This is a genomic window from Povalibacter uvarum (assembly GCF_014202975.1).
Taxonomy (GTDB): Bacteria; Pseudomonadota; Gammaproteobacteria; order Steroidobacterales; family Steroidobacteraceae; genus Steroidobacter; species Steroidobacter uvarum.
The window spans coordinates 278,507-301,405 of the sequence record NZ_JACHHZ010000002.1; the positions used below are offsets into that span (position 1 = coordinate 278,507).

The 22,899-nt window shown below is 63.1% G+C and carries 22 protein-coding genes; 12 read left to right on the forward strand and 10 right to left on the reverse strand.

Features of this window, described 5'->3' with window-relative positions:
- Positions 1–57: 57 nt before the first annotated feature.
- Positions 58–1,473: a hypothetical protein gene (locus tag HNQ60_RS07495; RefSeq protein WP_184330423.1), complete on the forward strand. Its 1,416-nt coding sequence runs from the start codon at positions 58–60 to the stop codon at positions 1,471–1,473.
- 64 nt (positions 1,474–1,537) lie between these two features.
- On the opposite strand, the gene HNQ60_RS07500 is transcribed toward HNQ60_RS07495, so the two are convergent.
- Positions 1,538–3,334: a phospholipase D-like domain-containing protein gene (locus tag HNQ60_RS07500; RefSeq protein ID WP_184330424.1), complete on the reverse strand. Its 1,797-nt coding sequence runs from the start codon at positions 3,332–3,334 to the stop codon at positions 1,538–1,540.
- A gap of 347 nt (positions 3,335–3,681) precedes the next feature.
- Here HNQ60_RS07500 and HNQ60_RS07505 point away from each other — a divergent pair, with 347 nt between their 5' ends.
- The 4 genes from HNQ60_RS07505 (at position 3,682) to HNQ60_RS07520 (ending at position 8,731) form a co-directional block, all read left to right on the forward strand.
- Complete coding sequence (locus HNQ60_RS07505) at positions 3,682–4,653, forward strand: efflux RND transporter periplasmic adaptor subunit (protein WP_184330425.1); 972 nt, start codon at positions 3,682–3,684, stop codon at positions 4,651–4,653.
- Positions 4,650–7,784, forward strand: coding sequence for an efflux RND transporter permease subunit (locus tag HNQ60_RS07510; RefSeq protein WP_184330426.1), 3,135 nt, complete (start codon positions 4,650–4,652; stop codon positions 7,782–7,784). Before HNQ60_RS07505 ends, HNQ60_RS07510 begins: the two co-directional genes overlap by 4 nt.
- A gap of 169 nt (positions 7,785–7,953) precedes the next feature.
- A complete protein-coding gene (locus tag HNQ60_RS07515; RefSeq protein ID WP_184330427.1) occupies positions 7,954–8,406 on the forward strand; it encodes an SRPBCC family protein in 453 nt (150 codons plus the stop codon).
- Entirely contained in the window at positions 8,387–8,731 is a 345-nt protein-coding gene (locus tag HNQ60_RS07520) for an ArsR/SmtB family transcription factor (protein ID WP_184330428.1), read from the forward strand. The genes HNQ60_RS07515 and HNQ60_RS07520 overlap by 20 nt, the downstream gene beginning before the upstream one ends.
- A 4-nt stretch (positions 8,732–8,735) precedes the next feature.
- Here HNQ60_RS07520 and HNQ60_RS07525 read toward each other — a convergent pair whose 3' ends face one another.
- From HNQ60_RS07525 to HNQ60_RS07545, 5 genes are all read right to left on the reverse strand, one after another.
- Positions 8,736–9,839, reverse strand: a complete 1,104-nt coding sequence (locus HNQ60_RS07525) for a Gfo/Idh/MocA family protein (RefSeq protein ID WP_184330429.1) — start codon at positions 9,837–9,839, stop codon at positions 8,736–8,738.
- A 58-nt stretch (positions 9,840–9,897) separates the two neighbouring features.
- Positions 9,898–10,353, reverse strand: coding sequence for a VOC family protein (locus HNQ60_RS07530; RefSeq protein ID WP_184330430.1), 456 nt, complete (start codon positions 10,351–10,353; stop codon positions 9,898–9,900).
- A 167-nt stretch (positions 10,354–10,520) separates the two neighbouring features.
- Positions 10,521–11,339, reverse strand: a complete 819-nt coding sequence (locus tag HNQ60_RS07535) for a helix-turn-helix transcriptional regulator (RefSeq protein ID WP_184330431.1) — start codon at positions 11,337–11,339, stop codon at positions 10,521–10,523.
- 6 nt (positions 11,340–11,345) lie between these two features.
- Positions 11,346–12,302, reverse strand: coding sequence for an alpha/beta fold hydrolase (locus HNQ60_RS07540; RefSeq protein ID WP_184330432.1), 957 nt, complete (start codon positions 12,300–12,302; stop codon positions 11,346–11,348).
- 1 nt (position 12,303) lies between these two features.
- Complete coding sequence (locus HNQ60_RS07545) at positions 12,304–12,765, reverse strand: RidA family protein (protein WP_184330433.1); 462 nt, start codon at positions 12,763–12,765, stop codon at positions 12,304–12,306.
- Positions 12,766–12,850: 85 nt separating this feature from the next.
- Between HNQ60_RS07545 and HNQ60_RS07550 the strand changes: the two genes are divergently transcribed.
- Entirely contained in the window at positions 12,851–13,336 is a 486-nt protein-coding gene (locus tag HNQ60_RS07550; RefSeq protein WP_184330434.1) for a DUF456 domain-containing protein, read from the forward strand.
- 10 nt (positions 13,337–13,346) lie between these two features.
- Positions 13,347–14,582: a metal-dependent hydrolase gene (locus tag HNQ60_RS07555; RefSeq protein ID WP_184330435.1), complete on the forward strand. Its 1,236-nt coding sequence runs from the start codon at positions 13,347–13,349 to the stop codon at positions 14,580–14,582.
- Between the two features lie 48 nt (positions 14,583–14,630).
- On the opposite strand, the gene HNQ60_RS07560 is transcribed toward HNQ60_RS07555, so the two are convergent.
- Entirely contained in the window at positions 14,631–15,017 is a 387-nt protein-coding gene (locus HNQ60_RS07560; protein WP_184330436.1) for a hypothetical protein, read from the reverse strand.
- A gap of 182 nt (positions 15,018–15,199) precedes the next feature.
- On the opposite strand from HNQ60_RS07560, the gene HNQ60_RS07565 reads away from it, so the two are divergent.
- The 4 genes from HNQ60_RS07565 to HNQ60_RS07580 all read left to right on the forward strand — a co-directional run bounded on the left by HNQ60_RS07565 (position 15,200) and on the right by HNQ60_RS07580 (position 17,360).
- Positions 15,200–15,646, forward strand: a complete 447-nt coding sequence (locus HNQ60_RS07565) for a YybH family protein (protein ID WP_184330437.1) — start codon at positions 15,200–15,202, stop codon at positions 15,644–15,646.
- Positions 15,647–15,748: 102 nt separating this feature from the next.
- On the forward strand, positions 15,749–16,231 hold the full coding sequence (locus tag HNQ60_RS07570) for a c-type cytochrome (RefSeq protein ID WP_184330438.1): 483 nt from the start codon (positions 15,749–15,751) through the stop codon (positions 16,229–16,231).
- A gap of 118 nt (positions 16,232–16,349) precedes the next feature.
- A complete protein-coding gene (locus HNQ60_RS07575; protein ID WP_184330439.1) occupies positions 16,350–16,997 on the forward strand; it encodes a cytochrome b/b6 domain-containing protein in 648 nt (215 codons plus the stop codon).
- Positions 16,998–17,009: 12 nt separating this feature from the next.
- Positions 17,010–17,360 carry a DUF3592 domain-containing protein gene (locus HNQ60_RS07580; RefSeq protein ID WP_184330440.1) on the forward strand — a complete coding sequence of 117 codons (351 nt, stop codon included), beginning with the start codon at positions 17,010–17,012 and terminating at the stop codon, positions 17,358–17,360.
- 227 nt (positions 17,361–17,587) lie between these two features.
- On the opposite strand, the gene HNQ60_RS07585 is transcribed toward HNQ60_RS07580, so the two are convergent.
- Together HNQ60_RS07585 and HNQ60_RS07590 are read right to left on the reverse strand one after the other, a co-directional pair.
- Complete coding sequence (locus tag HNQ60_RS07585) at positions 17,588–18,232, reverse strand: hypothetical protein (RefSeq protein ID WP_184330441.1); 645 nt, start codon at positions 18,230–18,232, stop codon at positions 17,588–17,590.
- Positions 18,233–18,236: 4 nt separating this feature from the next.
- Positions 18,237–19,628 (reverse strand): pectin acetylesterase-family hydrolase, encoded by a 1,392-nt coding sequence (locus HNQ60_RS07590; protein WP_184330442.1) that lies wholly within the window; start codon positions 19,626–19,628, stop codon positions 18,237–18,239.
- A gap of 469 nt (positions 19,629–20,097) precedes the next feature.
- On the opposite strand from HNQ60_RS07590, the gene HNQ60_RS07595 reads away from it, so the two are divergent.
- Entirely contained in the window at positions 20,098–22,293 is a 2,196-nt protein-coding gene (locus HNQ60_RS07595) for a CHASE4 domain-containing protein (RefSeq protein WP_184330443.1), read from the forward strand.
- On the opposite strand, the gene HNQ60_RS07600 is transcribed toward HNQ60_RS07595, so the two are convergent.
- Positions 22,294–22,839 (reverse strand): DUF4136 domain-containing protein, encoded by a 546-nt coding sequence (locus HNQ60_RS07600; protein ID WP_184330444.1) that lies wholly within the window; start codon positions 22,837–22,839, stop codon positions 22,294–22,296.
- Positions 22,840–22,899: the final 60 nt, after the last annotated feature.

The window sequence follows — 22,899 nt, forward strand, 5'->3', positions numbered from 1 at the left end:
GCTAGCCAGAAGCAAGAACTACCACCTCGAACATTCAGCGGCCGACGCTTCACCGCCATGACTGATCCCACTGCCCGCCCGGCTGAACTGCAGATCAATGCATGTATGAGCACTGGAGAGACTGTGCAGGGGGCGCTTGCGGCGAATACGGCGAAGTGGGCGCTTGGGAATCGGCCTTCGGCGATCGACAAGTTTCTGAAGCCGGCGGCGCCGGCGGATCCGAAGGATTGGCTCGATGAGCGCGTGGGCTGGGCATTGGTCGCGTTCGAGCGCACCGGCTTCAAGCCGGAGCAGTATGCGAACAACGAGGATCTTTGCGCACCGCTGCGGGCGCTTCTGCAGAAGCGCGAGAACGCAGTGGTGCTGCGGTTTCGCCCCGACTCCGACAAGCGATACACGCTGCTTCGCGATTATCGGAACAACAAGGATCTCGACATCGCCGGCAGTGCGATCGGCAAGGCCGCGGGACAGATACCGCGGCATCTGCTGCTGGTCGGCAAGCCGACCGCGGATCAGTTGCCATGGGCATTGCAGTACCTGCTGAGCGTCGGCCGCAGCGTCGGACGCCTGCCGTTCGATCCGCTGCACGATGAGGCGCTGCTTTCCCCGTACGTCACGGCGTGCCTCAACGACTGGGCCGACGCGAAGTGCAATGCTGGCGCGACTGTCACATGGGCTGTCGATCACAGTCCCGCGGACATCACGCATCTCATGCGGCGTTCGATTGCCGATGCGACATTCGAGAAGTACGTCGCCGATGACGATCTCAAGGCGGGCGCGCTTTGTCTCACCGACGAGCTCGCGACCCACGATCAGCTTCGCGAGCAACTGAAGCAGCGTTCGCCGGCGATGATCGTGACGACCAGCCACGGGATGACCGGCCCGATCGACGACCCTGCGCAGATGGCGGCACAACTCGGGCTGCTCGTCGATCATCATCACGCGCCTCTGCCACTCGATGCGTTGCTCAAGGAATGGCAACCCGATGGCGCGGTCTGGTACGCGCACGCCTGCTGTGCCGCCGGGAGTGACGATGGATCGCGATTCGCCGCATTGTTCGCCGATGGAACACCGGCGCAGCAGGTCCTCAAAGCTGTTGGCGAGCTCGGCGCGCAGGTCGCTCCGCTCCCTCTCGCACTGCTGACGGCGAAGAAGCCCGCTCGCGCCTTCCTCGGTCACATCGAGCCGACGTTCGACTGGACGCTGCGGCAGCCCGCAACCGGCCAGCTGCTGACCGCGACACTGGTGAATGCGCTGTACACGGAGATCTATCTCGGATCGCCGATCGGCCATGCGTTCAGAGGCTGGTACGGCGCTGCGGGGACCCACTACGCCGCGTGGGACGCTATCAAGCTGGGCTACGACGCGAAGGAATCCTCGAGTGCCGCGCTGCTCTATCACAATCTCGCCGCACGCGACGTGCAGACGCTGGTGCTGCTCGGCGATCCGGTGGTGCGACTGGTATCGGCGTAGGACGAACAACGATCTTCCTGCTGCGTTCTCCGTGAATTCCGTGTGAGACCTCTTCTCTCGCGGCTCAAAGCTCCGTAAACCCCTTCATCTGCGCCGCCACCCTGACGCGCTTGTAGCGGAACGTCCCGCGTTTGTACTTCTTCAGCCATCCGTCCGTCTCGTCGAGGAACACGCTCGCGTCCGAGCTGACGGCGGACTCTTCATCGCCCGCGCGCAGTGCATTGACCGATTCCATCACCGAACGGAAATAGTAGTGATGGAAGAGCCGGTTGAACTCCGTGTAGTAGATGTCCGCGACGCGCCGGTTGCCCCGGATGATGAGCATGTTCTCGTCGTTCTCGTTCTCCGACGGGATGCTGAAGTTCGCCGAGCCCGTGATGACGATCGGATCGTCGCCCAACGGGTCCGACAGCAGGAACTTCGAGTGGATGAAGCTCACATGCGTGTTGAGCCCCATCGAGCGGGCGCTCGTTTCCTTCGCCCATTGATGCAGCGGTGTTCGCAGGAAGGATCCCCATGCCTTGTAGACGTTGTTGCTCGCGTTGACGGCGATGAAAGGCTCCGAGCTGTTCTTGTTCGGCTTGTCCTGGCGCTCGAGCAGCAGGAAGCAGATCGCGTTGAGATCAGTGTTGTCCTTCAGCAGCGTTTTGAACTCCCTGGCGATGCCGAAAGCCAGCGTGATGCACGCCTGTTGTTTTGCGCTGTCGAGCAGATCGCCATAGAGCGTCATCGCGTTCACCCCGCGTCGCGGACTGAAAACGGGCGTTGCACCGTCGGGAATATCTGCCTTGGACGCAGGCAACGGCGTGAGCGCCTCGATTGCATCACGCAGCGCCGCATTGTGCGCCCGAACTGTCGAAGCATCGTCGCCTTCCGCTCCGCCGGGATCGGCACTCAGCAGTTGCCAGTAGTCGCGAAACGATCGCGCGACAGCAGCATTGCGCAGCCAGTGTCCAACATTCGTCTGTCCATGAATGCCGCCGTTCGAAAGATTCGTGGATCCCGTCCACACGGCCACCGGCCGCAGAGCCTTCGTTCTCAGCAGCACCATGAACTTGTTGTGCTGAATGCTCGACTTCCTCGCTTCCCGAAGAACGACAGCGCTGCGGGGAATTCCGGCTTGCGTGAGCATCGCCAGATTGTCGCCCCGAGGGAAATCGCTGCCGTTCTCGCCATCGCCATTCTTCTTGGCATCGAGGATGAGCTGTACTGAAGCGCCGCGATCCCTCGCTTTTCGCAACGCCTGTGCAACCGGCAGGTATCGAAACTCGTAGAAGCATCCGAGCAGCGTGTCGCCGCGCTTCGCTTGCGCAATGAACCCGAGCAATGCCTCGTCGAGCTCCCGGCTGAGCCATTGCGCGGCCTCGGCCTGCTTCTCGGGGGTCGGCTGTTCATCGGGCGGCAAGTTGCCGAATCGTCGTTCGTACGCCTGGCTGCTCGCAACGCCGCGATTGAAGAACACGTCGTGGGTACCGCGCGTGAACAGCCGCTCCGTTCGAACCCTGATCCGCAGCGGCGCCGCACTGCGATCGATGTTTCGCGGATCGCCCTTCAGCGGATGAAATACGTACTCGTAGACATGATCCGGCTTCGCCGTGAAATCGTCCCAGACGAAGCTCTGCACCGGATGCTCGTAGGTGCTGACGGAGAGATGCGGGCCCGGCTGTGGAATCACGGAAGGGAACACCTTGAACCCCGCCATGTAAAAGCGCTGGCCCTCCGCGCGATCGATGCGCTCGACCGCGAAGCCGAGCAGGCCGGTCGTGTTGGCCTGCTGCGAATCGATGGTGAACGACACCGTGTTGATGCCACTCACAGCGAACACCTGATACCCCGCCGTCCTGCGCGATCGGAATCTCATGCCGCTGATCTCGGGCTGCCGGGAAAATCAGCCTACGCCCGCCGCAATCCTGGACCAGTGGCCGAAGGGACGCACCGTACGGTTAACCCTTTGTTACAACCTCGCATGAACTCCGGGTGGTATCCGGGAGTACTGTATGCGGCCGACGCCGGTTGCCGACAACGGGGCGTTCGTGGGCACAATGCGGCCCTTCCGGGCCGTCCGTTCCGGCCGTTTCGTTCGTGGGGAGCTTCATGCCTCGAGGGGTTGGTCACCGACAGCAACGCATCGCCTGCTCGAGCATGCTGGCGATGGCGCTGATGCTATCCGGCTGTGACCGCAGTCAAACCGGCCCCGCCCAGAACACAGTGCAACGCGACACTGTTTCAGTCACGACCACCCTCGTCGCGTCGCGCGCGCTCAGCACGGAAATCGAAGCTGTCGGCACGGCACGCGCCAACGAGTCCGTCGACGTCACTTCGAAGAGCTCCAACATCGTGACTGCCGTCCGTTTCGACGAAGGTGACTTCGTGAAGCGCGGCCAGGTGCTCGTCGAGCTCGACAGTGCCGAGGCCCGTGCAGCCGTGGCCGAAGCCGAGGCCACGATGGCCGACAGCGAGAGCCAGTTCAATCGCAGCCGCGAACTGTTCGCGCAGAAGGCGTTGTCGATCTCGCAGCTCGATCAGATCGAAGCGACGCTGAAAGCCAATCGCGCCCGCGCCAACGCAGCAAACGCACGGCTTTCGGATACGGTCATCCGCGCCGGGTTCGATGGACGCACGGGCTTTCGCCGCGTGAGCATTGGCGGCCTCGTGAGCCCTGGCGCCGTCATCACGACCCTCGACGACACGTCGACCATCAAGCTCGATTTCACGGTGCCCGAAACGTACTTCTACCTGCTGAAGACCGGATTGCCGATCACGGCTCAGTCCGCCGGCCTGCCGAATCGCCCCTTCGAAGGTAAGGTGACCAACATCGATTCGCGCATCGATCCGGCCACGCGCTCCGTCACTGTCCGCGCGGAGATTCCGAATCGCGACGGCGCACTGCGCCCGGGCATGTTCATGACGGTGCTCCTGCAAGGCGCCGTCGCACAGACGCTCCTCGTTCCCGAGGCCGCCATCGTTCCGGAGCAAGGCCGTGCCTATGTCTTCGTGATCGATGGCAACGTCGCGGCGCGACGCGAAGTGAAGGTCGGTCGACGCCGCGTTGGCGAAGTCGAGATCGTCACCGGCCTCAAGGAAGGCGACCGGATCGTGGTCGACGGCACCCAGAATCTACGCGACGGCAGCCGCGTCAGCGAAAGCACACCGCCGGCCGAGGCACCGGTGAGCTCATGAGAATCTCCGAAACATCCGTGCGCCGCCCGGTGCTCGCGATCGTGATCAGCCTGCTGCTGATCATCTTCGGTCTCGTTTCGCTCGAGCGCCTCGCGGTTCGCGAGTATCCCGACGTCGACCGGCCGGTGGTTTCGGTGACGACGAGCTACAGCGGTGCATCGGCACAGGTGATCGAGACGAAGATCACACAGATCATCGAAGACTCCGTCGCAGGCATCGAAGGCATTCTCAAGATCGAGTCGGACAGCGAAGACGAGCGTTCGCAGGTGCGCATCGAGTTCGACATCAATCGCGACATGGACGCGGCCGCCAATGACGTTCGCGATCGCGTCGCCCGCGTGCTCGGCAGCCTGCCCGAGGAATCCGATCCGCCGGAAGTGATCAAAGCCGACGCCAGCGCCGAGGCGATCATGTTCCTCAACTTCAGCGTACCGACGATGTCGATGCTCGAAGTGACGGACTACGCCGAACGCAATCTCGTCGACCGCTTCTCGACAGTGCCTGGCGTTGCCCGCGTCACCATCGGCGGCGGTCGGCGCTACGCCATGCGCATCTGGGTCGATCGGCAGGCGCTCGCGGCCCGCCAGCTGACGGTTACGGATATCGAGGATGCCCTGCGTCGCGAGAACGTCGAGCTGCCCGCCGGCCGTCTGGAATCCGATACGCGCGAATTCTCGCTGCGCACGCTCGTTGGCCTCGACAACGAAGAGGATTTCCGCAACCTCGTAATTGCACGCGGCGAAGACGGCCACCTCGTGCGACTCGGCGAGGTCGCCAACGTTCAGCTCGGCGCGGAGAACGAACGCAACGACATGCGCCTGAATGGCAAGGCCGGCGTCGGCGTCGGCATCGAGGCGCAATCCAAAGGCAACACGCTCGATATCGTTCGGGGCGTTCGCGCCGAAGTGGAAAGGATCAAACCATCGCTGCCTCAAGGCGCCATCCTTGCGGTCAGCATGGACAACGGCGTGGCGATCGAAGCGGCGCTGCACGAAGTCGTCATCGCGATCGTGTTCGCACTCATCTCCGTACTCGGTGTGATCTACGCCTTCCTGGGCAGTCTGCGGGCAACGTTGATTCCGGCTGTCACCATTCCGGTGTCCATCATCGCCACCTTCACCGTGATGTACGCACTCGGGTACTCGGTGAACGTGCTGACATTGCTCGGGCTCGTGCTGGCGATCGGCCTGGTCGTCGACGATGCGATCGTCGTGCTCGAGAATGTGCATCGGCGTACCGAGCATGGCGAAGCGCCGCTCGTCGCCGCGGTCCGCGGCAGCCACGAGATAGGCTTCGCCGTGATCGCGACGACACTGACGCTTGCCGCGGCGTTCGTGCCGATCTCGTTCCTGCCGGGCGATCTCGGGCGATTGTTCCGCGAGTTCGGCTTCACGCTCGCCGCGTCAGTGCTGTTCTCAGCGGTCGTAGCACTGACTCTGACGCCGATGCTCGCATCGAAGCTCCCTGCCGATGCCCTGCAACGCGGCCGCGTTGCGCATGCCGTCGATCGTTTTTTCCAGCGGCTCTCCAATCTGTACGACCGGCGACTGCGCTCGCTGATCTCGCGTCCCTGGCTCGTCGTGGCCGCCGTGGGTGTTCTTTCGGCGCTCGGCGTGCTGACCTTCCGGTTCATCCCATCGGAATTCGCTCCGGTCGCCGACGTGGGCCGCGTGTTCATCACGATCGAAGGCCCGGAGGGTTCGAGCTTCCAGTACATGAACAACTACGCCCGCCAGCTCGAGGAAATCGTCTTCAGGGAGATGGACGAGCACGGCGACATCGACCGTGTGATGGTGCGGGTACCGAACGCGGGCGGCGGTTCGCAGACGGGCGATGTGAATTCGGCCCGGGCCGTGGTGATCCTCAAGGACTGGCACGATCGCAACCGGTCGGCGCGGGAGATCACACAATCGCTGCTCGTCGAAGCGCGCAAGCTGCCAGGCGTACGCGCTTCCGCCGGACAGCCCGGCAGTCTGGGACGACGCGGCTTCGGCCAGCCGGTCGAAGCGGTGATCGGCGGACCCGACTACGAAAGCCTGTCAGCGTGGCAAGCGAAGATTCTGCCGCTGGCGCAAGCGAATCCCGGTCTCGAGAACGTCGACACGAGCTACAAGGAACGCAAGCCCCAGATCCGCGTGTCGGTGGATCGCGATCGCGCCGCCGATCTTGGTGTCTCGCTCGAAACCGTGGGCCGTACGCTCGAAACCGTGCTCGGTTCGCGCGTCGTCACCCGCTACATCGATCGCGGTCGCGAATACGACGTCATGCTGCAGGCCCGCGACGATGCCCGTCAGACGCTCACGGATCTCACGAACATCCGCGTCCGCTCGAGCCGCACCGGCGAACTGATTCCGCTCGCGAACGTCGTGAGGCTCGAAGAAGTCTCGGGTGCCGTCGAGCTCGCGCGCTTCAATCGACTGCGGGCCGTCGAGATCCGCGCGAGTCTCGCGCCGGGTTACGAGATGGGCGAAGCCGTGCAATGGTTCAGGGACACGGTCGCGAAAGAGCTGCCTCCCGAAGCCACGCTGATGTGGGATGGTGAGACGGGCGAATTCACGCGCAGCGGCCAGCAGCTCCTCTTCACGTTCTTCTTTGCCCTCGCCATCGTCTATCTGGTGCTCGCGGCGCAGTTCGAGAGCTTCGTGCATCCGACGATCATCATGGTCACCGTGCCGCTGGCGCTCATCGGCGCTGTCTTCGGACTCAAGCTGTACGGGATGACGATCAACATCTTCAGTCAGATCGCGGTGATCCTGCTGATCGGCATCGCCGCGAAGAACGGCGTGCTGATCGTGGAATTCGCCAACCAGCTGCGCGATCGTGGAATCGAGTTCACGGAAGCCGTCGTGCAGGCCGCCGTCACGCGACTGCGACCTGTGTTGATGACGAGCCTGTGCACAGCGTTTGGCGCGCTGCCCTTCCTGTTTGCGACGGGCGCTGGCGCTGAGCAGCGCCGGCCGATCGGCATCGTCGTTTTCTACGGCACACTGGTGTCCGTGTTCCTCACGCTGCTCGCCGTGCCTGCGGTGTATTCGATCTTCGCGCGCAAGACCCGCTCTCCGCAGTATGTGAGCCGGATGGTCGACCGGATGATCGGCGATGCGCCGCCGGAGAAAGAGATCTCGGGATAGCGCAGCGCCTGCGTCACTCCCGCGCACCTCGTCATTCCCGCGAAAGCGGGAATCCATCCGGATCCCAGATGGATCCCCGCTTTCGCGGGGATGGCGACGCGGGCCCACATGCAACAAAACGGTTGCCTTTCTCCGACCCCGGCGCTATCGTGCAACTCGGAGGTTGCATATGAACGATCAAATCGAAAAGCGCATCGAACTGAAAGCCCCCGTGTCGCGCGTGTGGCGCGCACTCACCGATCATCGCGAATTCGGCGAATGGTTTCGGGTGAAGCTCGAAGGACCCTTCGTTCCCGGGCAGGTTTCGCGGGGCAACATCACGTATCCCGGCTACGAGCACGTGAAGTGGGAAGCCGTCGTGAAAGAGATGAAGCCCGAGAGTCTTTTCTCCTTCACGTGGCATCCCTACGCCGTCGATCCGAAGGTGGACTATTCGCAGGAGACGCCGACGCTCGTCGAGTTTCGCCTCGAGGAGACCGCGAGCGGCACCCTGCTGACCATCACTGAATCGGGCTTCGACAGGATTCCCGCGCATCGGCGCATGGAAGCACTGCGAATGAACGACGGCGGCTGGGCAGAGCAGACACGGAACATCGAGCGCCATGTCAGCCAGAAGCCGTAACACAGCCGCGAAGCGCGAAGCTTACGCTCCAGTGTTCGCAGCCCTCGGTGATGAAACCCGGCTGGCACTCATCGCCACATTGAGCACGGGCCAGCCGCGCTCGATCGCTCAGCTCACGGAAGGCACGGATCTCACGCGGCAGGCAGTGACGAAGCATCTGCGCGTACTCGAGAACGCGAGTCTCGTGCGTAGTGTAAAGACCGGACGTGAAAGCCTGTTCGAGTTCGATCCGACGCCGCTGCGCAGCGTCCGCGACTACGCCGACATGGTGTCGCAGCAGTGGGATGACGCCCTCGGCCGATTGAAGGCGTTCGTCGAGAGGTGATGCGCTATGCGAGCGAGACTGCTTTGCCGGTCCGGATCGAGTCGTAGATCGCCATCATGATGCGCACATCGCGCATGCCCTCCTCGCCCGACACTTTACTCGGTGTCTTGTTGAGGATGCACTGCGCGAAGTCGTCCATCTCGGCGGCGAACAGATCGATCGGCTCGAAGCGGATCTCCCTGCCGTCGCTGCGACGGCCGCGATTGCCGCCGTAGTAGAAGGCCGGATCGAGCTCGAACCAGCCGCGATCCGCCGTTCCGCGGAACCGCGCGATGCCGCCGAACTTGTAGCTGGTGCTGCAGTTGGCGACGACGCCGCTCGGAAACTTCGTCGTCCACACGATGGACTCGTCGACTTCGGCGAACTTCACCGGATCGGTCTTCGTCTCCATGGCCTGCACGAGGATAGGCTCCTCGCCCGTGAGGTAGCGCGTCGCTTGCAGCGCATAGATGCCGACATCCATGAGCGCACCGCCGCCGGCAAGATCACGCTTGAGGCGCCACTGCCCGGCCGCGCCGACGTCGATGGCGAATCCCGCCTCGATGAGATTGAGATTCCCGAACTCCTTCTCGCGCACGATGCGAATGCATTCGAGATGATGGGGGTCGTACTGGCAGCGATACGCCGTACCGAGCAGCGTGCCTGCAGCTTTGCACGCGTCGATCATCTGCTGACAACGCTCCACTGAAATCTCCAGCGGCTTCTCGCAGAAGACATGCTTGCCCGCCTTCGCCGACGCGATCGTGTGTTCGGCGTGCAGCGCATTGGGCGTGACGACGTACACGACATCGATGTCCTTGTTGTCGGCCATGCGATGCATGTCTTCGTACGCGTACACGCTGCGCTTCGGGATGTCGTACTTCTTCCGGAATTCTTCGGCTTTCGCGGGCGTGCTGGTCACGAGACCTGCAAGCCGGCAATGCTTGGAGTTCTTCGCCAGCGCCGGCGCGATCTGATTCTCGCTCAGGCTTCCGAGTCCGCAGATTGCGTACCCGAGCTTCCTCGACTCAGCGGCGCGTGCCCGGGTGACCGTGGTGCTTATGAATGGCGCGAGAACGGCAGCGGCCGCAGCACCTTCCAGGAAACGGCGTCGGGACTGATCGGTCATGGCACGGCCCGTGGTTCGAGGGTGACTGCGAGAGCAAACCCCGTCCGGGCGGCGCGCGTCAACTCTCTTTCATCATCTCCGTGTAGCGGCGCTGCATCTCCTCCGGCGTCACTTCTTCGATCTGGTGGCCCAGCAGCCATTCGTGGCCGAAGGGATCGCGAACGGTGCCCGATCGCTCGCCATAGAAAGCGTCGCTCGCAGGCCGCACGACAACGGCACCTGTCGCGACGGCGCGGGCGATCCACTCGTCCGCGCTGTCGACATGCAGATGGATCGCAAACGTCGTACCGCCCAGGCTCTCCGGGCCCACGATGCCGTACTCGGGGTATTCCTCGGAAAGCATCAGCACCGTGCCGCCGATCCTGAGCTCCGCGTGTCCTATCCGCCCGCCCGGCTCCGTGAGCCGGAACAGTTCTTCGGCGCCGAACGCCTTCTTGTAGAAGTCGATCGCATCAGCGGCACGCTTCACGCGCAGGTACGGGAAGACTTCGTGCACAGCGAATGAATCTGTCATGTCTCGCGTCCTATGAAGAGAGAAGGAGATCTCACACGGAGGTCACGGAGTTCAAGGAGATCGAAAAAGGCTCTTCTCCGACCTCCGCGAACTCTGTGAGCTCCGTGTGAAATCCGACTCCGAGTCTGAACTCACCCGCGCCGGAGCGATTGGAAAAAACCGCAACGTCAGCGCTCTTCCGGCGGCACTTGCGTATGCAGGGTGCTCCGACCCGCCATGGGCTCATAACTGCCCGGTGTGATGCCGATCAGCTCGCGAAAGTCGCGGTTCAGATGAGCCTGATCATAGTAGCCCGCGTCCGCCGCAATATCCGCGAGTGGACGATCACCGCGCGCGAGTTCGGCAGCCGCCTGACACAACCGCTGAACCCGCGCGTAGGACTTCGGTGTCAATCCGACCGCATCCGAGAACAACGTCGCGAACCGGCGTTCACCATAGCCCGTCTGCTCTCGGACGGCGGCCACCGGAGTTGCTGTCGCAGTTGAATCGAACCGCCGCAGTGCGAAGCTGACTGCGGGATGCACGAGCACCGGCCTCTGCAATCGCCAGAGAAATTCCCGTTCGAGGATCGCGAACATGGCCGCAGGCTCGCCGGCCTCGATCAGCTCCTCCCGCAGCGTCCGTGCACGAAGCCCCCACAGCGATTCGAGTGCGACGTGACGATCGCGCAGGTCCTTCGGCGGTACGCCGAGCAGCACCACCCCTGCCGGCAGGAAATGCACACCGACAACACGCGTGCGTTTGCGATCATCGAGCACGAACGAACGCGACTGCGGCCCATGCACGACAGCATCGCGGGTCGACCAGCCCACCGTGTCCTCGGGACTCGCGAACGTCCTGATCGGCTCGTCGAGCAGATTGAAGACGACATCGGCGCGCCCGCTCGGCAACGCGAACTCGCGGCGACGCCCAGGTGTATGCGTATCGCTGTACCAGAGGCAGGCAATGAATGCGTCGAGAGGCTGTGACGGGACGTGGCGGAGCATGGCCCATCACCTGCTCTTCAGAAACTCCAGCACCGCTGCATTCACCTGTTCCGGCCGCTCCTGCTGGATCCAGTGCCCCGCGCCTTCGATCATCACTTTCTTCACGCCGGGAACAGCCTGGCTCATGTGCTCGATGGCGATCTCGCCGCGTTTACCGGCGATGACCGGATCACGGGTTCCGGCAATGAACAGCGCCGGCTGGCGGATCTGCGCGTTGTGCCAGGGCGCGGTCAGCTCCCAGTTGCGATCGATGTTGCGGTAGAGATTCAGGCCGCCGCGAAAGCCCGTGCGCTGATACTCGGAGGCCATGCGTTCGACGTCCTTCTCGCGCAACCAGTCTGGAAGTTTTTCGGGAACGGCGAGGCGATCGAGAAAGCCGGTGCCGGCGGGCACGATCAACGGGTTCTGCCGATCGACCGGCACATTGCCCGAAACACCATAGAGCAGCTTGCGCATCGTGACGGGCACATCGCGCTCGAATTCCGTCTCCGCAACGCCCGGCGTCTGGAAGTAGAACCAGTAGTACTCCTGCATTCCGGCCTGTCGCAGCAGCGTGAGCGGCGGCTCGGCGGATCGCGGCCGATGCGGCACGCTCATTCCCACGACAGCCTTGAACAGATCTGGCCGCATCATCGCGGCGTTCCACGCGACAGGCGCACCCCAATCGTGGCCGATGATGATCGCTTCACGCTCGTTCAGTGCTTCCACGAGCGCGACCATGTCGCCGACCGTGTGCAGGATCGAATACGCGGACGCATCGGCCGGCGCCTCGGTCGCACCGAATCCACGCATGTCCGGAACGACCACGTGATAGCCCGCGTCAGCGAGCGCCGGCAGCTGATGGCGCCACGAGTACCAGAGTTCCGGCCAGCCATGACACATCAGGATCAGCGGCCCGCTGCCCTGCTCCGCGATGTGCATGCGGATACCGTTGATCTGGAGTTCGCGATGGGTGACAGACATATCACTTCCCCTTCGGCGCGTACGCGATGCACTCCACCTCGACCCGCGCACCCATCGCGAGACCGCTTGCGGCCAGTGCACTGCGTGCCGGGAACGGCTGCTTGAAGAACTCGCGATAGACAGTGTTGAAGGCGGGCCACTCGGCGATGTCGGCCAGGAACACGGTGCACTTCACGACGTCGCCAAGTGACGAACCGTTGCGCTCCAGGACATCCTTGATGTGCTGCAGCGTCTGTCGAGCCTCGGGTGCGATGCCGCCGGGCACCACTTTGCCGTCCTTGTCGCCGATCTGGCCGGCGAGGAACAGGAAATCTCCCGCCCGCACGGCTTCCGAGAACGGCAAGCCGCGCTCGAGGGATTCCTTGGTATTCAGGAACTCCGGCTTGGGGCGGTCGGCCGCCGCTGCAAGCGCGGAGGACAGGCCGAGAATCGCCACGAGACAGGCAGAGGAACGGAATGACATTGGCAGGCCTCCGGGTTTGCGATCGCAGGACGATGCAGCAGCGCGCGAATGGAGGCAAGCACCCGGCATCTGCTACCTTCCGGCAATGAGCTCCGTCGCCCTCTGGATCCTGGCCATCCTGCTGATGATCGTGGGTGCGCTCGGCATCATCCTGCCGGCGCTTCCCGGCATCCCGCTCATGTTCGCCGGCATGGTCGTCGCCGCCGCCATCGACGATTTCCAGAAGATCAGCTGGGTGACGCTGGGCGTGCTGGGGTTCCTGACGCTGCTCTCCGTCATCATCGAATTCGCCGCCTCGGCGCTTGGAGCCAAACACGTCGGCGCGAGCAAGCGTGCGATCTGGGGCGCCGTCATCGGCACGGTGGTCGGTCTCTTCTTCGGCATTCCGGGCTTGTTGTTCGGACCCTTTGTCGGCGCGCTCATCGGCGAACTCACCGTCCACGGGCGAGTCGATCAGGCGGGGCGCGTCGGCATCGCCACCTGGATCGGCCTCGTCTTCGGCACGCTGGCGAAGCTCGCGATCGCCTTCGCGATGCTCGGCATCTTCGTACTCGCCTACTTCATCGAATAACGATCGCGCTTTGGACAACCTGACGCATACCCTGGCCGGCGTCCTCGTCGGCGAAACGCTTTCCCGCGTGACCCGCTCGAGTCCGGAGGGTTTGCCGGAGCCGCAGCGTCGCAATCTCTTCGTCACATTGATGGCGATCGGCAGCAACGTGCCGGATCTCGATTTCCTGTCATCGGCCATCAGCGGCGACAAGCTCGAGTACATGCTCGAACACCGCGGTCACACCCATACGATCATCGGTGCGGTGATCGGCGCCGCGATCTTGTACGCGTGCTGTCTCCTCTGGTGTCGACTGCGAAAGCAGCAGCTCTCCAGCGCCGACCGGATTCAACTCGCCGGCATCTCACTGCTGGCACTGCTGCTGCATGTGACGATGGATTTCACGAACAACTACGGCGTGCATCCTCTCTGGCCGCTCTACAACGGCTGGCTGTACGGCGACACGGTCTTCATCTGGGAGCCTTTGCTCTGGTCGGCGGCCGCCCCGCTGGTTTTCATCCTGCGCACGAATCTTGCGCGCGCATTGATCGGTGCGCTGTTGCTCGCTGCGATCGGCGCATGCTTCGGCAGTGGCCTGGTGCCGACCGGATTCGCGATCTTCATGGTGGCGATCACCATCGCCATGCTCGTCGTCGGCCGACAGCTTCAGTCGAAGGCAGCGCTCTTCACGAGTATCGGGCTATGGCTGGCGATTACGCTCACGTTCGCCCTGAGTCGCATCAACGCCGAGTCGCAATTGCGTGCGTTCATTGCACAGCGATATCCGGGCGAGACCGTGCTCGATTACGTTCTCACGCCGATGCCCGCCGATCCTCTCTGCTGGAACGTCATGCTGCCGATGACGACAACCGATCGCTACATCGTGCGACACGGTGTCTGGGCGGTGGCACCGGGAATCGTGCCTGCGGATCGCTGCCCCGGACGCGGGTTGTTCAAAGAGATCACTGCACCGCTCGCCGCCGTGACTGACGCACCGTCACCCTCGATGGATTGGCAGGGCGAGATCGTGATGCCGCGCGATGAACTGTCGGCACTCGCGACGACGAACTGCGAAGCGGCTGCATTCCTGCAATTCGCGCGGGTGCCCTGGGCAATGCGCAAGGAAGAGAGCTGGATCGTCGGAGATTTACGCTACGACCGCGAGCCTGGACTCGGCTTCGCGGAACTCGAACTGGTGGACGGCGTGGTGAACTGTCCATCGCGGAAGCTGCCTTGGCTTCCGCCTCGATCAGACCTGCTTCGATGAAGCAGCGCTCACACGGAGCGCAAGACTCCGTGTGAGCATCGTGAAATTTCAGGTCTTGCGCTTGGCCGTGAAAGCGCCTTCGCCGAACGAACCGAACACAGCCTTGCCCTTCATCGTGCCATCGGGTTCGACCGTGCCGCTGTAGTCGATCTTCAGGTCCATGCCCTGGATGTTGATCGTGAAGCCGAACGCCACCGCGTTGCCTTCGAGCGTGCCGGTGTAATCGACGCTGCCCATCTGGCTCGTGACTTTGCCGGCGAGCGCGCCGCCCTTCTGCTGCACCGTCATGTCGGCATCCTGGGCGCCCATCTGGCTTTCGGTCGTCAGGATCCAGTTGCCGTTCAGATCGGGACCCTTCGGCTTCGGCGGTGTCGACGAGCAGGCGGCGATGAAGACCGCCACGGCAGCCAGGGCCAGCAGGCGTAACTTGTTCATGCGTGAGTTCCCCATTTCGATTTTGGATGCTGAGTCGGACCGGCGTCGTCACCGCGCCGTAACCCAAGTATGCCGGTACGCCGCCGCTCGCCGCAGCAGAGTTTCGGCTGATCGAAATGTGAAGATTCGCCAAGTGGCCGTCGATGCACACTTCGCCGTATCGAAGCCCCGGGAAAACCTCCATGCGATCCTTTGCCTATCTCGCACTTGCTGCCCTGCTCGCCTGCGCCCAGGCCGGCGCCGAAACTCCGGAGCAACTCGCACAGCAAGTGCGCGATGCCGAGAATGCTTTCGCGGATACGATGGCCCGTCGCGATCTCGAGCGCTTCGCTTCCCACCTCGCGGAAGACGCCGTGTTCTTCGCCGACACCCAGGCGCTGCGAGGCAAAGCGGCCGTCGTGGAGGGATGGAAGCCGTACTACCAGGGCGAGAAAGCCCCGTTCTCCTGGAAGTCCGAGACTGTCGAAGTCCTCCCATCGGGCCAGCTCGCGCACAGCAGCGGTCCCGTCTTCGATCCGCAGGGCCGAAAGGTCGCGACCTTCAACTCGATCTGGCGACGTAACCCCGATGGAACCTGGAAGGTCGTGTTCGACAAGGGCTGCAACGTCTGCAACTGCGGGAAGCCCTGAGTCTCACACCGGCCCGTTACAGTTTGTCACCAGCCTGCTATTGCAGGCGTCCGTGGCTTGCGTCTATAGATAGCGGGTCTCCCCAACGCCACGGACATCATCATGTCGAATAGCCTTCGAAGAAAGCCTGCTTTGCTCGTTGCCGCGGCCGTCGCCGTGGCCGCTCCGCTCGGAGCGCTCGTTGCGCACGACGACCACGCGCAGGGGATCTACAAGGTCCGTCACGACGAATATCACAAGCTGGGTGATGCATTTAAGGTCATCCGTGATCAGGTTCGCGCAAGCTCCCCGGATTCCGCCGCTATCAAGGACGCCGCGAAAGTCGTCAGCGATGCGTCAGTGAATCAGTTCAAGTGGTTCCCCGAAGGCTCCGGCCCGAAGACGGGTGTGAAGACGCGCGCCAAGGCAGAGATCTGGAGCAAGCCGCAGGATTTCGACGCCGCCCAGAAGCTCTTCGCCGAAGAAGCCAAGAAGCTGAACACCGCTGCCGGCAGCGGCGACGTTGCGCAGGTCCGCTCGCAGTTCGGCGAAGTGGGCAAGTCGTGCAAGAACTGCCACGACACGTTCAGGACGCCGGAAGACTGAGAAAAGTAGCCAGCTAGCCAGTTAGCCGGCTAGCCGGCTAGCCAGAGAAGAGGCGTCTCTTACTCTGGCTAGCTGGCTAGTTGACTAGCTGGCTAGTTGGCTCGCGGCCGCCTCATCCATGCCATCGTCTACCACCGCGCGCGTCTGGGATCTCCCCGTCCGCATCATCCACTGGCTCTTCGTCGTTCTGATCGCCGTCTCGTGGTGGACTGCTGAGAACAACGAGCTCGAGTATCACCGCTACAGCGGCTATGCGCTGCTGGGGCTGCTGGTGTTCCGCATCTACTGGGGTTTCGCGGGGACTCACACCGCGCGCTTCTCGAATTTCATTCGAGGCCCGGGCGCGATCGTGGAATATCTGCGCGGTGCTGGCCGTGTCGCGGGGCATAACCCGCTCGGTGCCCTCAGCGTCATCGTGCTCTTGCTGCTGCTCGCTGCGCAGGTCGGGCTGGGATTGTTCGCCGTCGACGTCGACGGGATCGAGTCCGGTCCGTTATCACATCTGGTGAGCTTCGACACCGGGCGAGAGTGTGCCGAGTTGCACGAGGATCTCTTCAATGTGCTGATCGGATTCGTCGTGGTGCACGTGGCTGCGGTGCTGTTCTATCTGTTCGTGAGGCGCGAGAACCTGATCGGCGCGATGATCCACGGCAAGCGCGAACTGCCGAGTGCCGCTGTCGTCCCGCAGGAACCCTTCCCGGTCGTGCGCTTCATCGTCGGCGTGATCCTCTCGGGCCTCGTTGTCTGGTACATCACGCGCGGGTAGGCTGATCTCCCTATGGAGATCCTGCTGTTCATCGTGGTCTTCGGCGCTCTGGCGTCGTTCGTCCTGTTCAATCTCTACCGCCGCGCGAAGCAGATCCATCGGCTGTTGAACGAAGGCGTGCCCGCCCAAGGCACGCTGGTCGCGAAGCGCCGCATCACGCAGAAGAGTCGTGCGCGCTTCATCTTCTCTTACGAATACGAAGCAGATGGTCGCCAGCGCAAAGGACGCTCCGTCGTTTCGCGCGAAGTGTTCGATGCGCATGCGGAAGGTCAGGCGCTGGCGGTCAGGTATCTTGCCAACAAGCCGTCCGTGTCCGCGCCGGAGTTCGTGCTGGAGAAGGCGCGGCAGGATCTGAAGCGGTGACGGAGCTGGCTCCGCTTGTGGGTCCGGCTTTAGCCGGACGTCATGCCGAAAGGCATGCTGCCGCATGACGTCCGACTGAAGTCGGACCCACAACAAGATGGATGACGGAGCAACCGTCTCGCAGTCACTCCCGCGAAAGCGGGAGTCCATCTGGGGCCGGATGGATTCTCCCCGCGGGGATTTCCGTTGGTCACCGCGCTCGCGGGAATGACAGAGGCGCTCTACCTCTACGGTGCTTTCCCCTCCAGCAACAACTCCCTCTCCTCCTGCAACTTCTGCCGCAAATACTCATCGCGCGACAGCCCGCCGGGAATCTCCGACATGGCCATGACATTCGTGACGATGGCGGCTTCACGCAGCTTGTAGAGCTCGAACATCGGATCGCGCCGCGATTCCCAGGCATCGCGACGACGATCGGATTCGACGCGATAACTGCGCTCGAGTGCGGCGATCTGCTCCGCCTGGGCAGCCGGATCGACAACGGATTCACGGATCAGGGCGGATTTCAGCAACAGAGCCTCGCCCGCTGAGAGTTCGCCGCGACTTTCATACTCGGCAACGTCCGTTCCGATCGACTTCGCTTCGCGCTGGCGATCGGCTGCGCTCATCGCGGGTGCTTGCGCAAAGAATCCCCTGACGCGCGCATGAAACGCGAGCCGCTCTTCTTGTGTCTTCGCGGGATCGTCGACGAGCTGCACCGGTGTGGCAGCATCGAGCTGCGCGGGCGATTGCGCTGATGATGACTCCGCTCTCGTTGCAACCGGTGACGTGATCGTCACCGGTTGCTTACTGTGATCCTGAACCGCGCGCCAACCGAACCATGCGAGGCCCGCTGCAACAGCAATCGACAGCGCGATGAGCGTCGCCCGCATCGCTTCAGAGCAAACCGTCCACCAGCGTGTAGATGAGATTCACCGGCTTCGCGCGATCCGCCGCATCGCTCGACTCGGAAGCGTCGAGCACCGGTCCCGTTCCTTCGAGCACGCTGTTGATGAAATGGCTCAGCTCGAGACCGCGCTCCTGGATGTCGCCGTTCTCGAAGTCGACGATCGTCGTGCAATGGCTCTCGTTGAGCGCCCGATACTGCGGGAAGTAGCCGCCGAAGTTCGGCAGCCCGTCGAGCGTCTGGCGCAAACGACCCGTGTCGACAGCCCATTTCGCGTGGATGAGCGCCTGCTTCGTCGCTGTGTCAGGCGCGTTCTGGATCTCGGGGAAGAAGCGCTCGTACGAATACGACGAGTAGTTCAGGTCCTTCCAGAAGTGCGTGTGACCGAGCCGATCGCCCGGGACCTTCGCCGACAACGCCGAATAGAACGTACCGAGATCGTTGCGCGTGAAGCCCGGCAATTGCGACTCGAGATACGGCAGCGGGCCCTGGTCGAGCCCCCACACCTGGCGGATCGTCGCATGCAGCAGGACTGACGGATATTGCTGCGGATTCGCACCCGCCGGCGCCGTGAACAGCGGACCGGAATCGTCGATCAGGTAACCGCGTGTCGGCGCGAGATCGCGGCGTACATGCGGGTAGTTGTTGATACTGCCCGTACCGCCGGCGCTGCATCCGGTCGAGAGCATCTGCGTGGGTCGCGGCAGATTGTTCTTCAGCCAGGCAACCACGGCACGCACGTTGCGGACGCCGTTGTGATGCCATACGAGAGGCGCGCTCTGCCCGGTCGGATCGCTGTAGACCGCAACACGATCGCCACCGTAGACGTCGCCCGTGCAATACGGCACGTACACCATGTTCCAGTTCTGCGTCTTCACCGCTGTCCAGGGATGCAGCCGTACGACGAACGGACTGACGAGACTGCTGCCCGGATTGAGCAGGCTCATGTAGTCATCGGGAATTCCGTTGGGATTACGCGCACCGCGAATGCCTCCCTGTCCGCTGCAGCTCGGGTAGTCCCAGCAGGCACCGCCGCCTTCCATGTAGACGATGGTGTTGCGCGTGTTCGGGACGCGATTGACGAAGAACTTGTAGGGAGAACCGTTACCGCACACCGACCCGGTCGACGGCGCGAGCTGGACTGTCTGCCACTGGTAGTAGGCGCCGCGACTGAATCCATCGGCGAATCCCGCGGGGTTCGGTTTCAGCGGATATGGGCCCTGTGTCTGCGAGGGCGTTACCGGATTGTCCGCACCCGGCGGGAAAGCAAGGTTGAGCAGAGTCTGGAAGGCCGAGTAGTCGCCCAGCTCCGCGCGAGCAGGCAGCGAGGACAGGAGCAGGGCGAACGACAACAACGTCACACGGAAGCCGATGCTGATCATGACGTATCCCCCGATCAGGCGTTTCGCGAGTAGAAAGCGTTTGTGTTCTTGGCGCGCGGAATCGTGAGCGCGCTGCACAAATCCTGTCAATTCGGGTCTTGCGAGGGTGGGGCGGGAGGAGTCGGAGAAGATTTTCCACGGGGAGCACGGGGTGCGGACACGGGGAGGATCGTGTTCTCAGAGCAGTTTTCTTTCCCCGTGATACCCCGTGCTCCCCGTGGAAAATCTTGTCTCCTCTCTCTCCGGACAGCCCGACGATGAGACCGGAGCTGAACCCCTGCTTACGACATTCCATGATCCGGCGCGAAGCATGCTGCAGGTCGTGGGCGCAAGGGTATAAGTGCGACTTCGCGCGTGATCCTGGCTGGCCACACCTGATCTACTGCGGGCTTACACGCCCCAACGCAACTACGTGCCCACCCTCCTGCACCGATTCCGTCCCCGCAGCCTTCGCCATTGCGTGCTCGCCATGCTCGCGATCGGCCTGCTTTTGCTGACAGCCACCCAGTATCTCGTCGCCGGTCGATTCGTCGAACGCCAGCTGCTGGAAATCGAATCCAGCGACGGCTTCTCGCGATTGCGCAGCCTGCACCACGCGATGGACCAACTGCAGGACGATCTCGCATCGACGGCCGTGGACTGGGCGTACTGGGACGCCACCTACGATTTCGCGGCCCACAAGCGCCCCAACTACATCGCGGACAATCTCGACGCGTCGACGCTGAAGCGGCTGCGGCTCGATTTCCTCGTGATCGTCGACCGGCAGGGTCGACCGATGTTCGCCCATTCGGTTTCCGGGGACGGCCGGCGCCTTACCGAAGCACCGTCCGACGTCGTCGGGATGGCCGCGCGAGAGGGCTCGCTCAGCGGCTACACGAATCCGTCGAGTGAACTGAACGGACTGGTCTCGACATCGGCCGGTCTGTACATGGTCAGCTCGCAACCCGTGCGCGCTACCGACACGACATTGCCTCCAGGCGGTCGCCTCGTCATGGGTCGCTCCGTCACCGGATTCATGATTCCGTCGCTGCGGCGGATCAGCGGCGAATCGCTCGAGGTCGGCGCATTCGATACGCACAGCGCCGATCAGCACCAGGTCCTGCGCGAGAGCGGTACCGACACGTTGATGCTGCACAACGGGTCCTTCGGTGGCTTCACTCCCCTGCTCGATCTCTGGGGCAAGCCGATCGCGCAGCTGCAACTGCGCATGGAGCGGCCCACGCAGATCATGTTGTTGGAAGCGCGACGCTATCTCTTCGGCGCGACGCTGATCGTCGGAATCATCTTCGCCGCAGCGGCACTGCTGCTGCTGCGCTCCAACCTTCTGCGGCCGATCGAACGCCTCGCCGAAGCCGTGCAGCAAATCGGCAAGGACGGCAATGCGGCAACGCGCCTGCCGACGTTCCGCACGAAGCACGAGTTCGCCACGCTGGCCGACTCCATCAACGGCATGCTGCAGAAGATCGAGCAGCAGCAGGTGATCCAACGCGACCGCGATGCCGCCGTCGAAGCGAATCGGCTGAAGTCCGAGTTCCTCGCGACGATGAGCCATGAAATCCGCACGCCGATGAACGGCGTGCTCGGGATGTGCGAACTGCTGCAGCGAACGGATCTCACATCGCGGCAGAAGCACCTGTCGGACACGATCCTGCGCTCGGCGCGCTCGCTGCTCGGCATCCTCAACGACGTGCTGGACTTCTCGAAGATCGAATCGGGCAAGCTCGAGCTCGAATGCGCCCCCTTCTCGCCAGGTGAGCTGATTCAGACGGCGACCGCACCGTTCCTGGCGAATGCGCAGACGAAGGGCCTGGAGTTCTCGGTTCGTATCGAAGGAGGCGTGCCGCCGCTCGCCATGGGCGATGAGCTGCGGCTGCGACAGATCATGAACAACCTGCTGAGCAATGCGGTCAAGTTCACTGAAGAAGGTTCCGTGTCCGTGTCGTGTGCCGCCACCGATCTCGATCGCGATCGCATCGAATTGCGCGTGACCGTCGCCGACACCGGTATCGGTATTGCGCATTCCGCGCAGCATCAGATCTTCGATCCGTTCGCGCAGGCAGCTTCCGATACCTCCCGCGTCTACGGCGGCACCGGCCTCGGTCTTGCGATCGTCCGGCGCCTCGTCAAGCTGATGGGCGGCGACATCCGCCTGCAGAGCCAGCCCGGCGTCGGTTCGACCTTCACGTTCACAGCCATCATGCGGCGCGCAGTCGATCTGCCGACGTTGCGTGCACTCGCGGAAGCGACTGGGCCTCGCTTCTCCGTCGCCAATGCGCCGGCAATTCTTCTGGCGGAAGACAACGCGGTGAACCGCGAAGTATTCACCGAAATGCTCGAGCACTTCGGGTGTCGCGTCACCGCCGTGGAGAACGGCGCTCAGGCAGTGGCAGCGGTCGCGGATCGATCGTTCGATGCCATCCTGATGGATTGCCAGATGCCCGTGATGGACGGTCACACGGCGACGACGGAGCTTCGGACACTGGAGCGGACGACCTCACAGAAGCCCGCCTTCATCATCGCGCTGACGGCCGATGCAACGCCGGAGAATCATCAGCGATGCATCGATGCCGGCATGGATGCTGTTGTCACCAAGCCGATTTCTCACGCGAGCCTGCGCGACGTCGTGATGCGCGCAGTCCGCGGCGTCGCGCCCTCAACCGCCTGACTATTTCCGATCGGGATACTTGGCGAGGATCTGCTCGACCGCCGCTTTGGCCTCCGCGTCGCTGAGGTCGGCGGAATCGAAGCCCGCGTCGATCGACCCGCTCCACACCTGTGCGTTCTTGTTCGAATCGATCACATCGAGCGTGAACGTTCCGTTCACCGCTTTCGGCTTCTTGCCGATCGGCAGGCTGATGCCGACACCACCAACCGTGCCGCCGGATCCACCGCCCATGCCGACACCGACGCGCGGTTTCGGTTGCGCGACCTCGTGCGTGCGAAGGCTGTAGGCGATGCGACAGTCGCCCTTGTCCGCGGCCTGCGTGTAACCCTTCGATTCCAGCGTCTGCATGACGACATTGCGTACGCGCTGGTCGGTGAGAGATGCCGCATCGCCTGTCGGCACCGGATTCCAGGTGAACGTCTGGCATGCCGGCAGCGCACCCTCGATGGTGTCGACACGCACGGGCGCCGGCGCTGTGGAAGCGCAACCCGCTGCCATCGCAGCGATGAGCAGCATCGTCGAACTACGCAAGCTGAAGGGATGCATTGTCGCTCCGTATAGACAGTTCAGAGTCTGAACGAACCAGAGGCGCTTCTGGATCCGTGA